This is a genomic window from Paractinoplanes tereljensis, from assembly GCF_016862435.1.
GTDB classification, from domain to species: Bacteria; Actinomycetota; Actinomycetes; order Mycobacteriales; family Micromonosporaceae; genus Actinoplanes; species Actinoplanes tereljensis.
The window spans coordinates 160,168-174,794 of sequence record NZ_BOMY01000048.1 but is presented as its reverse complement, the minus strand read 5'-3'; the positions used below and the strand labels follow the sequence as shown (position 1 = coordinate 174,794).

The window sequence follows — 14,627 nt, the reverse complement described above, 5'->3', positions numbered from 1 at the left end:
TCTTCCCCCAGGGCGACTTTCCACAGGCTCATCCACCGGACTTCCCGGACGAGGGCCCGTTGGTGGAGGGCCGTCGTGGATCTCAACGCCCCGCTGCGCCGTCGGAGGGTGCGCGGGCAGGGTCCGGGCGGCCGGAAGGCGCTCGCGGCCCGCAGGAGGGCGCTGAGGGTGTTTCCGAGGCCGTCCCCGGCGCGCCGGAGGGGGCTTCCGGGCCGGACCTGGCCCGGGCGGTGCTTGACGCCGCCCTCACCAAGCGGCGGGCCGCGGCCGCCAACCCGCGCCGCCGCGGTGCCGGGGCCGGCGACGGGCGGCGACTGCGCGGCTATTCGGGCCCCGGTCCGGACCCGCGCGACCCGCAGCCGTTCGGCGCGATGCTGGAAAAGCTCATGAAGGCCCGCGGCTGGGAGAAACCGAAGGCCGAGGCGACCGTGTTCGGCGCCTGGGAGAAAGTCGTCGGCGCGGACATCGCCAAGCACAGCCGGCCGGTGAAGCTGGACGCCGGCGTGCTGACCGTCGAAGCCGAGTCGACCGCCTGGGCCACCCAGCTGCGGATGCTGGCGGCGAAACTGCTGAAGAGCATCGCCGCCGAGGTCGGCCACAACGTGGTCACCAAGCTCAACATCCACGGTCCGGCGGCACCGTCGTGGAGCAAGGGCCCACGACGGGTGCAGGGCCGGGGCCCGCGAGATACGTACGGCTGAGCGGGTTTTGGGTGTTTGTTCAGTAATCGGCGAAAACGGCGAAACCGCGATCGGCGCAGCGACGGTAGAAACCGGCCAGGATCGCCAGTTCGGAGCGGGCGAAACTCCAGTGCGGCGCGTTGCCGGCGTCGTCGCGCAGGGCGCCCAGCCGGTTCTCCAGCCAGCGCAACTGCTGCTCGGCCAGCCGGCCCTGGTTGATCGCGGTCCGCATCACCTCGGCCACGGTGTCGAAGGTGACCAGGTCGCCGAACTTCTCGTGCCCCTCGACGAATCGCTCCAGACCGCCGGCGATCCAGGCGCAGCCGTCCGGGTCGATCACCGGGTCCTCGTCCTCGGCCGCGGCGTCCGTCGCGTAGAGCACGCCACCCAGGCCCAGCAGCAGGTCAACAAGCTCGGTGTACGCCGTGGCGCGCACCGTGCCGGTCTTCGCGATGTGCAGCGCGAGGGCCCCGGTGGGCGCGGCGATCTCCGGAGCGTCAGCGACCGCCCCGAAGTCGACGAACTCAGCCGGCGCCACCGGGTCGTAGTACTGGTTCGTCCGGGGCCAGTGCACCGCGACGTTATCCAGCCCCTTGTCATGCGCCATGGGGGCCATCCTTCCTCGACCTGCCTCGCGACCGTTGAGCCATGTACCAGTTCCGCGCGGGCGAGATTACGACACCACGGCCCGGTGTTGGGAGGCAGTGTCGCAGCGCGTTGCGACTCCGCCCGGCAGGCGCGCGGTGACGATCGACAGCCAAATTAGGTGCCGTTGCGGTGGGCGGCTGTTCCGTGTAGGGGGAGACGCGGGTAGCGGCTCCGATCGCGCTACGGCAATCTGAGGCACCCGGACGGGGTGCCGGACCCTCGCGAACTCGCTTCGGCGGAGTAGAATCGACGGTGACCGGGAAAACCTCGTAAGACGATGTGCGTCGTCACGCTACGCGGTTTTTCCAGCCGATCACGATCCGCGGGCCAGCCGCGGCGACCGGCGAGCACGGTTCCACCGGTGGTCCGCTTCTGTCCGAGGCTTCTCATCCGTGGTCAACCCTGCCCGCCGGCTGTCCGCTGTTCGTCCGCCAACCCCGTTGCGGGGCTCTCTACGGGGGCCCGGTGCGAGAAAGTGGCCGAGGGTGGCAGAGAACAAGCAGGAATACGGTGCTGAGTCAATCACCGTGCTCGAAGGCCTCGAAGCAGTCCGCAAGCGTCCCGGCATGTACATCGGCTCGACTGGCGAGCGCGGCCTCCACCACCTGGTCTGGGAGGTTGTGGACAACGCCGTCGACGAGGCGCTGGCCGGTTATTGCGACACCATCGATGTGGTCCTGCTCGCCGACGGCGGCGTCTCGGTCACCGACAACGGCCGCGGTTTCCCGGTCGACCTGCACCCCAAGCTGAAGAAGCCCGGCGTCGAGGTGGCGCTGACCGTGCTGCACGCCGGCGGCAAGTTCGACGGCAAGGCCTACGCGGTCTCCGGTGGTCTGCACGGCGTCGGTGTCTCGGTGGTCAACGCCCTCTCCACCCGGATGGCCCTGGTCATCCACAAGTCCGGCAACGTCTACCGGCAGAAGTACACGTACTCGAAGCCCGGCCCGCTGGAGAAGGGCGAGCCGACCGACCAGACCGGCTCGACCGTGCAGTTCTGGCCGGACCCGGCGATCTTCGAGACGGTCGTGTTCGACTGGCAGACGATCTACCGCCGCATCCAGGAGATGGCGTTCCTGAACAAGGGGCTGACCATCCACCTGCGCGACGAGCGCGCCGACCAGGTCGACGACGAGGGCAAGCCGCGCGCGGTCACCTTCATGTACGAGAACGGCATCGCCGACTTCGTGCGCCACCTCAACAACACCAAGAACCCGATTCACAAGACCGTGATCGAGTTCGAGGCCGAGGCGAACGACGAGGGCATGGCTCTCGAGATCGCGATGCAGTGGAACGAGTCGTACGGCGAGTCGGTCTACACCTTCGCCAACACGATCAACACGCACGAGGGTGGCACCCATGAGGAGGGCTTCCGGGCCGCGCTGACGAGCATCGTCAACCGGTACGGCACCGAGAAGAAGTTCCTCAAGAGCGACGAGAAGCTCTCCGGCGAGGACATCCGCGAGGGTCTCGCCGCGATCATCTCGGTCAAGCTGGCCAACCCGCAGTTCGAGGGCCAGACCAAGACCAAGCTCGGCAACACCGACATGAAGAGCTTCGTCCAGAAGATCGCCAACGAGCGCATCGCGGACTGGTTCGACCGGAACCCGGCCGACGCCAAGATGATCATCACGAAGGCGTCCCAGGCCGCGCGGGCCCGGATCGCCGCGCAGCAGGCCCGCAAGCTGGCCCGCCGCAAGTCGCTGCTGGAGTCCGGCTCGATGCCGGGCAAGCTGGCCGACTGCCAGTCCACCGACCCGCGGGTCTCCGAGCTGTTCATCGTCGAGGGTGACTCGGCCGGCGGCTCGGCCAAGCAGGGCCGGGACAGCCAGATCCAGGCCATCCTGCCGATCCGCGGCAAGATCCTGAACGTGGAGAAGGCCCGGATCGACCGGGTGCTGAAGAACAACGAGGTCCAGTCGCTGATCACCGCGCTGGGCACCGGCATCCACGAGGACTTCGACGTCGCCAAGCTGCGCTATCACAAGATCGTGCTGATGGCCGACGCCGACGTCGACGGCCAGCACATCCAGACGCTGCTGCTCACCCTGCTGTTCCGCTTCATGCGGCCGCTGGTCGAGATGGGCCACGTCTACCTGGCCGCGCCGCCGCTCTACAAGATCAAGTGGAACAAGCGGGGCGACGACGCGCAGTACGCCTACTCCGACCGGGAGCGGGACGGGCTGATCGCGCTGCGTCAGCAGAAGAAGGCGAACGCCAAGCCCGACGACATCCAGCGGTTCAAGGGTCTCGGCGAGATGAACTTCCACGAGCTGTGGGACACGACGATGGACCCGGCGACGCGCACGCTGCGTCAGGTGACGCTCGACGACGCTGCAACGGCCGACGAGTTGTTCAGCGTCTTGATGGGTGAGGACGTCGAAGCACGTCGCTCGTTCATCCAGCGCAACGCCAAGGACGTGCGGTTCCTCGACATCTGATGTGCTCTACCGCTAGGTGAAGGTTGGGTGGACGCACTATCCACAGCGTCCACCCACTTTCCACAACGTTATCCACAGCAAGATGCGTACTTTAGTCGTGCTTGTCTGGTTTCACCTTGAGTAAGGGTTAACAGTGACTGACGCTCCCGAACCGCCCGCCGGCGACGAAATTCCTGAGGAAACCGGCGGTGGCGTGACCCAGCGAGTCGAACCGGTCGGTCTCGAAGTCGAGATGCAACGCTCGTACCTCGACTACGCGATGAGCGTGATCGTGGGCCGGGCGCTGCCCGACGTGCGGGACGGCCTCAAGCCGGTGCACCGCAAGATCCTCTATGCGATGTACGACTCCGGTTTCCGCCCGGATCGCGGTTACGTCAAGTGCGCTCGCGTCGTCGGCGACGTGATGGGCAACTACCACCCGCACGGCGACTCGTCGATCTACGACGCTCTCGTCCGGATGGGTCAGCCCTGGTCGCTGCGTTACCCGCTGATCGACGGCAACGGCAACTTCGGTTCGCCGGGTAACGACCCGCCGGCCGCCATGCGATACACCGAGTCGAAGCTGTCCCCGCTGGCGATGGAGATGCTGCGGGACATCGACGAGGACACCGTCGACATGCAGGACAACTACGACGGGCGTACGCAGGAGCCGACGATCCTGCCGGCCCGCTTCCCCAACCTGCTGGTCAACGGCTCCGAGGGCATCGCGGTCGGGATGGCCACCAAGATCCCGCCGCACAACCTGCGCGAGATCGCGGCCGCCGTGCAGTGGCAGCTCGACCACCCGGAATCGGAGGAGGCCGAGTCGCTCGAGGCGATGCTCGAGCTGGTCAAGGGTCCTGACTTCCCGACCAAGGGCCTGATCGTCGGCCAGCAGGCGATCCAGGACGCCTACCGCACCGGCCGCGGGTCGATCCGGATGCGCGCCGTGGTCGAGGTCGAGGAAGACGCCCGGGGCCGGCCGTGCCTGGTCGTCACCGAGCTGCCCTACCAGGTCAACCCGGACAACCTCGCCGAGCGGGTCGCCGAGCTGGTCAAGGAGGGCAAGCTCACCGGCATCGCCGACATCCGGGACGAGTCCTCCGGCCGTACCGGCATGCGGTTGATTTTGGTCTTGAAGCGCGACGCGGTCGCGAAGGTCGTGCTGAACAACCTGTACAAGCACACCCAGCTGCAGGAGACCTTCGGCGCGAACATGCTGGCCCTGGTCGACGGCGTGCCCCGCACGCTCAACCTGGCCCAGTTCATCCGGCACTACGTCGATCACCAGATCGAGGTCATCCGCCGGCGCACCGCGTTCCGTCTGCGCAAGGCCCAGGAGCGGGCGCACATCCTGCGCGGTCTGGTCAAGGCGCTCGACATGCTCGACGAGGTGATCGCCCTGATCCGGCGCTCGCCCACCGTCGAGGATTCCCGCCAGGGCCTCATGCAGCTGCTCGACGTCGACGAGATCCAGGCCACCGCGATCCTCGACATGCAGCTGCGCCGGCTGGCCGCCCTCGAGCGCCAGCGGATCATCGACGAGCTCGCGAAGATCGAGATCGAGATCGCAGATCTGGAGGACATCCTCGCCAAGCCGGAGCGGCAGCGGGCGATCGTCTCCGAGGAACTGGGCGAGATCGTCCAGAAGTTCGGCGACGAGCGGCTCACCCAGATCATCCCGTTCGACGGCGAGGTCTCCATGGAGGACCTCATCGCGCGGGAAGACGTTGTGGTGACCATCACACGTACCGGTTACGCGAAGCGCACGAAGGTCGATCTGTACCGGTCGCAGAAGCGCGGCGGCAAGGGCGTCAGCGGCGCCACGCTGCGGCAGGACGACATCGTCTCGCACTTCTTCGTGATCTCGACCCACGACTGGATCCTGTTCTTCACGAACAAGGGCCGGGTCTATCGGGCAAAGACCTACGAACTACCCGAAGCCGCCCGGGTCGCCAAGGGTCAGCACGTCGCCAACCTGCTGGCTTTCCAGCCCGACGAGCACATCGCCCAGGTCATTCAGATCCCGGATTACGGCGTCGCACCGTACCTTGTGCTCGCCACTAAGAATGGGCTCGTGAAGAAGACCAAGCTCGAGGAATTTGACTCCAACCGCAGCGGTGGCATCATCGCCATCAACCTGCGGGAGGATGACGAGTTGGTGGGCGCGGCGCTGGCAGCAGCAGAGAACGACCTGCTCCTGGTCTCCAAGAAGGCGCAGGCCATCCGGTTCAACGCGACCGACGAGGCACTGCGGCCGATGGGCCGGGCCACGTCGGGCGTGATCGGCATGCGCTTCGGTGATAACGATGAGCTTCTTGCGATGGAAGTGGTTCGCGACGGCATGGATGTGTTGGTCGCCACCGACGGTGGGTATGCAAAGCGCACTCCGATCGAGGAATATCCAGTACAGGGCCGGGGCGGCAAGGGCGTCCTGACCGCGAAAATCACCGAGCGTCGGGGCGGTCTGGTGGGTGCCCTGGTGATCAGCCCGGAGGATGAACTATTTGCCATCACCAGCAATGGTGGTGTCATCCGGACTCCCGTGAAGCCTGTACGGCGCACACGGGATCGGAACACAATGGGGGTCAAGCTGATGGACCTCCCAGAAGGTGTAACCATCGTGGCGCTTGCTCGCAATGCCGACGAGCCTGACGAACAGGACTAGTTGATGCCGGAGACACAGGCGAAGTCGGGGGGCTCGGGGACCTCAGCGACGCCGGACGGGGCGGCCAAGAAAGACGGCGCCGCCACGCCCGGGCGCGAGGCCGCCGGGCGCACCGCGGCCCCCGCCGAAGCCCCGTCCCCGCCGAAGTTCACCCGCGCGCCGGGCATGGCCCCGCCGCCGGGTGAACCGCCCGTCGACAGTGACGGATCGTCGGATGCGAAGCGTGCCAGCGGTCCCTCCGTGGCCAAGGGTTCGGCCACGGTGCCCGTCGTCACCAAGGGCAAAGGCACCCTGCCAGGCGCGACCTCGCAGGCACGGCCGGCCACGGCACCGGGCGGGGCGCCTCAGCGCCCGGCCGGCGCCCCCGGAACACCCAGCCAACCCGGAAACACCACCGGCGCCACCAAGCGGCCCGGCGGACCCGGTGGTGCTGGTCCCGGCGCGGCCACCGGCAGCGCTGCGGTCGGCGCGGCCCGGGTCACCGAGGCTGTGCGGTCCGCACGGTCCACGGTCACCGGTGCGGCCGCCCGCGGTCCTCGCCGGGCCCGGCTGAACCTCAAGCGGATCGACCCCTGGTCCGTCATGAAGTTCTCGTTCGCCGTCTCCGTCGTGCTGTTCATCGTCGTGGTTGTCGCCACCTCGGTGCTCTACCTGGCTCTCGATGCCATGGGCGTCTGGACCGAGGTCAACAACAGCCTCAAGGAGTTGGTGAGCGCCAGCGGTGGCACCGACGGCTCCGCCAGCGGCGGCTTCCGCATCACCGCCTGGGGCGTCATCGGCACGTCGATGCTGGTCGGCGCGGTCAACGTGGTGCTGTTCACCGCACTGGCCACGCTCGGCGCGTTCATCTACAACGTGTGTGCTGACCTGGTCGGCGGCGTCGAGTTGACCCTCGCCGAACGCGACTGACAAGACCCGTGGGCTGTGGGCCACCCCGTTTTGGCGGCCCGCAGCCCGATGCGGTAATCTTCTCAGGTCGCACGGGGCTATAGCTCAGTCGGTTAGAGCGCAGAGCTGATAACTCTGAGGTCGATGGTTCGATTCCATCTAGCCCCACGGCTGACGGGGTCCCCTGCCCGCGGAAAGCGCGGGCCGGGGTCACCCGTCATATCTATTCCGTGGGCCGAGCCCCCGGAAACCCCGCGGTGCGGCGGGTGCGCCCTCTGCGCCGCTTCCGCTCTGCGTTAGGGGAGACCGCGATGCTCAAGAAGCTGCTGATTGTTGCTGGCATCGTGGGGGTCGCAGCCCTCGTCGTCAAAAAGGTCAAAGCCTCCAGCGATGAGCGGGCGCTCTGGCACGAGGCGACCACCGCACCCGATCTGCGATAGTTTTCCGGTAGGTGTCGGGGCCTTAGCTCAACTGGCAGAGCACCGCCTTTGCAAGGCGGGGGTTAGGGGTTCAAGTCCCCTAGGCTCCACATGTTGTGGGCCGCCTTTGGCGGCCCGCTTTTTTGTGCCCTGGGGGCGCCGGCGGGGGCGGGCTAGGTGGGTAGGACGACGATCATGGGTGGGATGGGGACTCCGTGGGCTTGCTCGGTGGGCAGCTCGGGGGCCGGCAGCCAGTCCAGGCCCAGGGGCTCGGGGCCCTTGCCGTTGTCGGCGGCCAGGCGGGGCTCGCCGTCTATCACCGTTACGGCGAAGACTGAGGTCATGCCGGAGGGATAGGGCATCTCCAGGACGTAGCGGGCTTTGCTGACAATCAGCCCGGTCTCCTCGAAGACCTCGCGCTTCACCGCCTCCTCGGGGGTTTCGCCGGGCTCTATGCCGCCGCCTGGAAGTGTCCACCATTCGCCGCCGCCGGATCGTCGGCTTCGCTCGTGCACCATCAGGACTCGGCCGTCACGCACGATCACGGCGGCGGCCCGTTTTCGTTCGCTCACGAGTCGCAGGCTAACCGGATGAAAGCGTTGCTGCCCAAGGGCTGTGGATAACTTCCGGATCTTTCGGGCGGTAAGCGGCAAGTCACCGACCGAAATGGACACTCGGGGGGTGAGCCGTGATGCCCCGTCGGGGCAGGTGACGAGGCATCACGGCGGTCTGGTCGGCGCTCGGGTCAGGCCGCGTAGCCCGCCCGTGTGGCGGGCATCTCACTGTCGCCGTTGCGGTGTGTCCTGATCGCCAGCACCTGGTTCACGCCGATCCGGGACTGCTCGAAAGCCAGCGCCGACGCCGCCATGTAGAGCCGCCACACCCGGGCGCGGCCAGGGCTGGTCAGCCGTACCGCCGCGGGCCACTCGGCCTCCAGGTTCGCCACCCACGCGCGCAGCGTCGTCGCGTAGTGCTCGCGGAGCGCGTGCACGTCGCGTACCTCGAAACCGGCCTCCTCCAGCGCCGTGACCGTCACGCCGACCGGGGCCAGTTCACCGTCCGGGAAGACGTACGCGTCGATGAAGGACCGCGGCTGGTGCGGCTGCTTGGGCGGCAGGTGCAGCCGGGAGATCTGGTGGTTGAGCAACCGCCCACCCGGCTTGAGCTGCGAGTACAGGATCTCCGCGTACTCCCGGTAGGGCTCGGTGCCGACGTGCTCGGCCATCCCGACGCTGGAGATCGCGTCGAACGGGCCGTCGTCCAGGTCGCGGTAGTCCTGCACCCGGATCTCCACCTGGTCGGTGAGGCCGGCCTCGGCGACCTGCTTGCGGGCGTAATCGGCCTGCTCGACGGAGAGCGTGATGCCCAGCACCTGGACGCCGTAGGTCCGGGCCGCGTGCACGGCCAGACTTCCCCACCCGCAGCCGACGTCCAGCAACCGCATGCCGGGCTTGAGGTCGAGCTTGCGGCAGATCAGGTCGAGCTTGTCGCGCTGAGCGTCGGCGAGACCGTAGCCGAGTTCGTCGGACGCCCAGTAGGCGCAGGAGTAAACCATGCTCTCGCCGAGCACGATCCGGTAGAAGTCGTTGCCCACGTCGTAGTGGTGGCTGATCGCCTGCCGGTCCCGGCGTTTGCTGTGCCTGCCGCCGGTGACCTGCATTTCCTCCGGCGGCGGCTTGGGCTGGGTGCCGAGCACGCCCAGTCGCAGCAGATCGCCGGCGACCGTGTGGAACGGCAGGTCCTTGCGGTCCGGCGCGCGCCAGACCAGTCCGGCGAGCCGGTTGAGGGCGTCGTACAGATCGCCTTCGACGTCGATCTCGCCGGCCACGTAGGCGCGGGCCAGGCCGAGCTCGTTGGGCTGCCACAGGATGCGGCGCAGGGCCCGCCGGTTACGAATGATCAGGGTGGGTGCGTCGGTGGGGCCGGCGGTGGAGCCATCCCAGGCTCGGACTCGTACCGGCATCGGCACCTGTAGTACGGCCTCGAGGAGGCCGGCCAGTTTGCTGGCGGTGGTGACATGGGGGGTGTTGATGATCGCCATGGATCCTCCCGGGGGCGCAGCCAGTCGTCGCTGCGATTCGCGAGATCGCAGAGGCGGCGGCCGGGGTTGAACTGATCCACTATCCGCCCGGCGGGAGGTTTTCCATAAGGTGCTTTTATAGTTTTGTGATCGACGACTCACACTGCGCGCATGACCCGCTCGAGCTTCTCCTGCGGCATCGTCCGGGCCCTATCGCGCCTGCTCTCGGCCAGGGCGGTGAGTACCGTACGGCGTTCCACTTCGGACAGGATGCCGGTGAACGGCGACGTGTCGCGCAACTCAACGGCGTACTCGGAGGACGAGGTCAGGGCGTCCAGCACCGCCTCGTGGCCGTTGTCGAGCACCACCTGCCAGCGGTCCAGCCACTCCCAGGACCGGCCCTCGGGGTGCTGTCGGCGCAATCGCCGGAGGGTGATCGCCACGGCCGCGAGCAGCGCGTCCGGGTTCGACACGAACTTGCCGGCGATCGCCTGATGCAGCCAGAGTTGCTCGAGTTGCTGACGGGACAGGGCCGGCCGGATCAACGCCTCGACGTCGGCCCGGCGCACCCGATGCTGGGTGCCGCCGACGGTCACGTACGGAAGCAGCCCGCGTAAGCACAGGTCAAGGACGTGTTGCCGCGAGGAGCGCAGCAGGATCGCGGCCTCGCCGATGCTCAACAACTCGGAACTACGCATCGCCACGGATGAATGTTGGCCGTCCGGGCGTCCGGCATGCAACAACCGAACGGCTATTGATTCTTTCGTGACATAGACGGGACGCTCGTGAACAGGTAGGTGCGGCTGATCAGCAGCGGCCGGCTCATCTGTTTCCCGGTCAGTCGCTCGGCCAACGCGAACGACGCGGCCATCGAGGTGCCGGCATCGATCCCGGGCGCGAAGCCGACCGCCGACATCTCGGCCGTCACGGTGACCGGGGCGGCCGGGTCGAAGTCCAGTTGCACGCGACCGTCGGACAGCTGCAGGAACCGGCCCCGCCCATCGGCGCCGCGATAGTTGGCCACCACGGTGGTGCCGGCCGACAGCGGCCGGACCAGTTCGTCGGTCACCCCGAGATCACCGTTGTCCTCGACGATCAGCGACCAGTCGTCGACCCGGGTGATGCCGATGAAGTAGCGGTACGCCGTGCCCTGCTGCCCGTCCCCCGACTGGACCAGCTGCTCCCAGCTGATCCGTTCCAGCTCTTTGCCGCCGAGTCGCTTGATCACCTGCTGCGGGATCAAGCCGCGAACCCACGTGAAGCAGTACCCCTGCCCGAAATCAGGCGTCGGGGAGAACCAGCGGTAGTCGTCGGCGACGGCGTCACGCGGGGTGGCGGCGGCGGCCGGACTGCCGGTGGTGCGCGGTGTGCACGCACTGAGGGCACCGGCCGCGACCAGAAGGACGAGAGATCGACGACGCACGGGGGTCAGTAGATCAAAGGTCGGCGCCCGGCGGGAGACGTCAGGCGGCCCGACGTCCGGAGACCGAGGTCTCCAGCTCCGCCGGAGGAGGCAACGGGGAAACTTCGGCGTTGATCGTCCGCCTGCGCTCGGTGACGAAATAAACACAACATCCGGCGTACGCCGCGGCCAGCACCCCGCCGACGGCCCGCACCGAGACCGGCCCCGCCTCGAGGATCGTCAGGATCAACGCGGCTTCCGCCCAGCACCCGAGCAGGATCGCGTTGATCGTGTCGGTACGAACCCAGCGCCGGGTTCGCCGGCGGGCCTGGCGGCGGATCTCGACCAGCAGCGAGTGACCCATACCGATGGCGAGCAGGCCGAGAAGCACGGTCGCGAACACGGAGTGGGCGCCGCCGGCGACGGCCGCGATCGCGGTACCCCCACCAAGCAGCGCGAGACCACTCACGGTCCCGATGCGCGCACCTCGACGTTCCTCCACAACATCTGAAGGTCGGCAAGATCGGCCCGACCCTGAGGATCCTCGGTGATCGGAGACACGTCACGCGAAGGCTGCGCCGATCGTCCGGTTGGTATGAGCGAAAAGATCACGGTGCTGGTCACCGGAGCGAGCGGAACGCTGGGGTCCGCGGTGGTCCCGCGGCTGCAGAAGCAGGGGTACGCGGTACGGCCGATGACCCGGTCGGCGCGGGCCGGCTGGGTGACGGCCGACCTGCGTACCGGGGACGGACTGGCCGAGGCGGTGCGTGGGGTGGACGTGATCGTGCACCTCGCCTCGGCGCCGGGCCGGCCGCAGAAGACCGACGTCGAGGGAACCCGGCGGTTGATGGCGGCGGCAAGGAACGCCGGCGTCGGGCACGTCCTGTACGTGTCGATCGTCGGCATAGACCGCGTGCCGTACCCCTACTACCGGGCGAAACTCGACACCGAGAAGGTCGTCGAAGGAAGCGGCGTCCCGCACACGATCGTCCGGGCCACCCAGTTCCACCAGTTCGCCGAGATGCTGCTGTCCGCGCTGAGCAAACCGGGCCCGGTGATCATCGACCCGAGCTGGCAGGTGCAGCCGTTGGACGTCGAGGACCTGGCCGAGGAGATCGCCGAGCTGATCGGCCGGCCCGCGGCCGGCAAGGCGATCGAGTACGGCGGGCCGCAGGTGCTCACCTTCGACGACCTGGCCCGGTCGTGGCTGGCGGCCCGTGGCCGGAAGCGGCCGATCTGGCGGCTCGGCATCCCGGGCAAGGTCTCGCGGGCGCTCCGGGCCGGCGCCCTGACCACCTCGGCCACGCCGACCGGGTCCCGAACGTGGCGGGACTACCTGGCCGAGAAGTATTGAGCGAGGATGGCGGGCGTGATGGGAACCCTGCAGCTCGAGCCCGCCCAGTCCCGCCCCGACCTACTGGCCCCGCCGGTGGAGAAGGCTCTCGCGGTGTGGCCGGTCGAGGCACCGATCGACGGCGACCAGGTGCTTGTCGCACCGATCGACCCCGGCCTGGCCGACACGGCGGCATTCTGCGAGGCGTACGGCGTGGGCCTGGACGTCTCGGCCAACTGTGTGATCGTGGCCGGCAAGCGCGACGGCGTCACCAGGTACGCGGCCTGCATCATCCTGGCCACCACCCGGGCCGACGTGAACGGGGTGATCCGCCGCCGGCTGGACGTCCGCAAGTGCAGCTTCGCCCCGATGGACGAGGCGGTCAGCCTGACCGGCATGGAGTACGGCGGCATCACCCCGATCGGTCTGCCCGCCGATTGGCCGATCCTGGTCGACAGCCGGGTGGCCGCGACTCCGCACGTGATCATCGGCTCGGGCGTGCGGCACAGCAAGATCGCGGTGGCCGGCCCGGCGCTCGGTGCCCTGCCCGGCGCCGAGGTCATCGAGGACCTGGCCAAGCTGATCTAGGTTTGTCGATCTCGTTCCACGTGAAACCTCATAGATCGATATCGACGGCTTCGCGCCGCGCGATCTCCTCCAGCGCGGCCAGCAGCGTCGCCGGTTCCTGGGCACCCTGCACCGTGTACTTCCCGTCGATCAGGAAAGTCGGGACGCTGGTGATGCCGAGCTCGCGAGCCTCGGTGAGATCGGTGGTCACCGCCCCGGTGCCGGCCTCGGACTCGAGGTAGGCCAGCGCGGCCGCGCCGTCCAGCCCGATCGAGGCGGCCACCCCGGCCAGTGCGGGCCGCGAACCCAGGTCGGCACCGCCGGTGAAGTGCGCCCGCTGCAGCGCGTCGAGCATGTCGGCCTGCCGGCCCTGGCCGCTGGCCCAGGCGATCAGTCGGTGGCTGTCGAACGTGTTGGCCGCGATCGCCCGGTCGTAGTCGAGGCGCAGCCCGTCCGCGGCCGCGATGGAGGTGACGTGCGCGAGCATCTCCTCGGCCCGATTCCAGCCGCCGACTTTCGCAGCCATCGCGTCCCTGATCGGGACCGGCCGCGGCACCGGTGCCGGGTCGAGCTGGAACGCCCGGTATGTCACGGTGACGTCGCCGTCGAACTGGGCGATCGCCTTCTCGAGACGCGCCTTGCCGAGGTAGCACCAGGGGCAGACGACGTCGGACCAGACTTGGATATCCACGGACGGCCTCCACCTAGGACTGGGCGGCTACCTGCCGCTTGAGGCGAGCGAGGATGGCCGACCCGCCCCGGAGGCGAAGCGGACTGATGGCGTTGGCCAGGCCCATCCGCGCATACAGGTCGTCCGGCACGGCGACGATCTCGGCCGCCGACGCCCCGGCCAGGCCCTCGGCCAGGATGCCGGCGAACGCCCGGGTGGTGGGTGCCTCCGGCGGACAGTCGAACCAGATCTCCACCGTGTCGTCCGGCCGGACCGTGGCCTTGAGGAAGAACTGGGTCTGGCACTCCGGCACCTGTTCCATACCGTCGTGCCCGGCCAGGTCGGCCGGCAGCGGCGGCATGGCGTCGGCGAACTCGAGCAGCATCTCGAGGACGACCTCGCGCGGGGCCGAAGCGAACTCGTCGACGATCTCGGCCAGCTTCGGGGGCATATCACTCACAGGAACCGACCCTACTTCGCCATGTCAGGCCGGCGTCGACGTAGGGAGGAGGGCCACGTCACTCAGGCTGATGATGCCGACGACGTTGCGATCGGAGTCGCAGACCAGCAGCCGGCGGACGCCGCGCTCGCGCATGGCCTGCACCGCCTCCTCCACCGTGGCCGACTGCTCCACCATGATCAGCTCATGTGAGGTGATCGAGCCGAGCGTCGTCTGCTTGGGGATCCGGTTCTCGGCGATCGCCCGGATCACGATGTCCCGGTCGGTCACCAGGCCCACCATGGTCGGCCCGCTGGTCACCACCACGTCGCCGATGCCCTGATCGCGCATGGCCTGCGCGGCCTCGTCGAGAGTCGTTGCCTCCGGCAGATAGACGACCTGCCGGGTCATCACGTCCGCGACCGAGATCTTGGCCATGTGTACCTCCCGTGTGGAAATCGGTTACCCGAGTGCAC

Annotated in this window: 16 protein-coding genes and 2 tRNA genes; 9 read left to right on the top strand and 9 right to left on the bottom strand. The window is 68.2% G+C overall.

The window, feature by feature from the left end; genetic code table 11:
- Positions 1-62: 62 nt before the first annotated feature.
- The gene (locus tag Ate02nite_RS38090; RefSeq protein ID WP_438871314.1) at positions 63-701 is read left to right on the top strand and encodes a DciA family protein; all 639 of its coding nucleotides are present in this window, start codon (positions 63-65) and stop codon (positions 699-701) included.
- Between the two features lie 19 nt (positions 702-720).
- Here the strand turns inward: Ate02nite_RS38090 and Ate02nite_RS38085 are convergent, their stop codons facing one another.
- Positions 721-1,287 (bottom strand): hypothetical protein, encoded by a 567-nt coding sequence (locus Ate02nite_RS38085; RefSeq protein ID WP_203812759.1) that lies wholly within the window; start codon positions 1,285-1,287, stop codon positions 721-723.
- A gap of 526 nt (positions 1,288-1,813) precedes the next feature.
- Here Ate02nite_RS38085 and gyrB point away from each other — a divergent pair.
- The 6 genes from gyrB (at position 1,814) to Ate02nite_RS38060 (ending at position 7,830) form a co-directional block, all read left to right on the top strand.
- Entirely contained in the window at positions 1,814-3,766 is a 1,953-nt protein-coding gene (gene gyrB, locus Ate02nite_RS38080; protein WP_203812758.1) for a DNA topoisomerase (ATP-hydrolyzing) subunit B, read from the top strand.
- 133 nt (positions 3,767-3,899) lie between these two features.
- Positions 3,900-6,413 (top strand): DNA gyrase subunit A, encoded by a 2,514-nt coding sequence (gene gyrA, locus Ate02nite_RS38075; RefSeq protein ID WP_203812757.1) that lies wholly within the window; start codon positions 3,900-3,902, stop codon positions 6,411-6,413.
- Positions 6,414-6,416: 3 nt separating this feature from the next.
- Complete coding sequence (locus Ate02nite_RS38070; protein ID WP_203812756.1) at positions 6,417-7,322, top strand: DUF3566 domain-containing protein; 906 nt, start codon at positions 6,417-6,419, stop codon at positions 7,320-7,322.
- Positions 7,323-7,395: 73 nt separating this feature from the next.
- Positions 7,396-7,469 (top strand) — tRNA-Ile (locus Ate02nite_RS38065).
- Between the two features lie 143 nt (positions 7,470-7,612).
- Positions 7,613-7,741: a DLW-39 family protein gene (locus Ate02nite_RS49215; RefSeq protein ID WP_211268820.1), complete on the top strand. Its 129-nt coding sequence runs from the start codon at positions 7,613-7,615 to the stop codon at positions 7,739-7,741.
- Positions 7,742-7,757: 16 nt separating this feature from the next.
- Positions 7,758-7,830: transfer RNA gene (locus tag Ate02nite_RS38060), tRNA-Ala, on the top strand.
- Between the two features lie 63 nt (positions 7,831-7,893).
- Here the strand turns inward: Ate02nite_RS38060 and Ate02nite_RS38055 are convergent.
- The 5 genes from Ate02nite_RS38055 to Ate02nite_RS38035 all read right to left on the bottom strand — a co-directional run bounded on the left by Ate02nite_RS38055 (position 7,894) and on the right by Ate02nite_RS38035 (position 11,611).
- Positions 7,894-8,292, bottom strand: coding sequence for an NUDIX domain-containing protein (locus tag Ate02nite_RS38055; protein ID WP_203812755.1), 399 nt, complete (start codon positions 8,290-8,292; stop codon positions 7,894-7,896).
- A 173-nt stretch (positions 8,293-8,465) separates the two neighbouring features.
- Positions 8,466-9,761, bottom strand: coding sequence for a class I SAM-dependent methyltransferase (locus Ate02nite_RS38050; protein WP_203812754.1), 1,296 nt, complete (start codon positions 9,759-9,761; stop codon positions 8,466-8,468).
- A 137-nt stretch (positions 9,762-9,898) separates the two neighbouring features.
- On the bottom strand, positions 9,899-10,438 hold the full coding sequence (locus Ate02nite_RS38045; protein ID WP_203812788.1) for a helix-turn-helix domain-containing protein: 540 nt from the start codon (positions 10,436-10,438) through the stop codon (positions 9,899-9,901).
- A 53-nt stretch (positions 10,439-10,491) separates the two neighbouring features.
- Entirely contained in the window at positions 10,492-11,163 is a 672-nt protein-coding gene (locus tag Ate02nite_RS38040) for a DUF6461 domain-containing protein (RefSeq protein ID WP_203812753.1), read from the bottom strand.
- Between the two features lie 40 nt (positions 11,164-11,203).
- Complete coding sequence (locus tag Ate02nite_RS38035; protein WP_203812752.1) at positions 11,204-11,611, bottom strand: hypothetical protein; 408 nt, start codon at positions 11,609-11,611, stop codon at positions 11,204-11,206.
- A 126-nt stretch (positions 11,612-11,737) separates the two neighbouring features.
- On the opposite strand from Ate02nite_RS38035, the gene Ate02nite_RS38030 reads away from it, so the two are divergent.
- Entirely contained in the window at positions 11,738-12,496 is a 759-nt protein-coding gene (locus tag Ate02nite_RS38030; RefSeq protein WP_203812751.1) for an SDR family oxidoreductase, read from the top strand.
- A gap of 18 nt (positions 12,497-12,514) precedes the next feature.
- A complete protein-coding gene (locus tag Ate02nite_RS38025) occupies positions 12,515-13,063 on the top strand; it encodes a YbaK/EbsC family protein (protein WP_203812787.1) in 549 nt (182 codons plus the stop codon).
- Positions 13,064-13,091: 28 nt separating this feature from the next.
- On the opposite strand, the gene Ate02nite_RS38020 is transcribed toward Ate02nite_RS38025, so the two are convergent.
- The 3 genes from Ate02nite_RS38020 to Ate02nite_RS38010 are packed head-to-tail and all read right to left on the bottom strand — an operon-like array spanning position 13,092 to position 14,589.
- Entirely contained in the window at positions 13,092-13,733 is a 642-nt protein-coding gene (locus Ate02nite_RS38020) for a DsbA family oxidoreductase (protein WP_203812750.1), read from the bottom strand.
- A gap of 13 nt (positions 13,734-13,746) precedes the next feature.
- The gene (locus Ate02nite_RS38015; RefSeq protein WP_203812749.1) at positions 13,747-14,172 is read right to left on the bottom strand and encodes a SufE family protein; all 426 of its coding nucleotides are present in this window, start codon (positions 14,170-14,172) and stop codon (positions 13,747-13,749) included.
- A 24-nt stretch (positions 14,173-14,196) separates the two neighbouring features.
- Positions 14,197-14,589, bottom strand: coding sequence for a CBS domain-containing protein (locus tag Ate02nite_RS38010; RefSeq protein ID WP_203812748.1), 393 nt, complete (start codon positions 14,587-14,589; stop codon positions 14,197-14,199).
- Between the last annotated feature and the right edge of the window lie 38 nt (positions 14,590-14,627).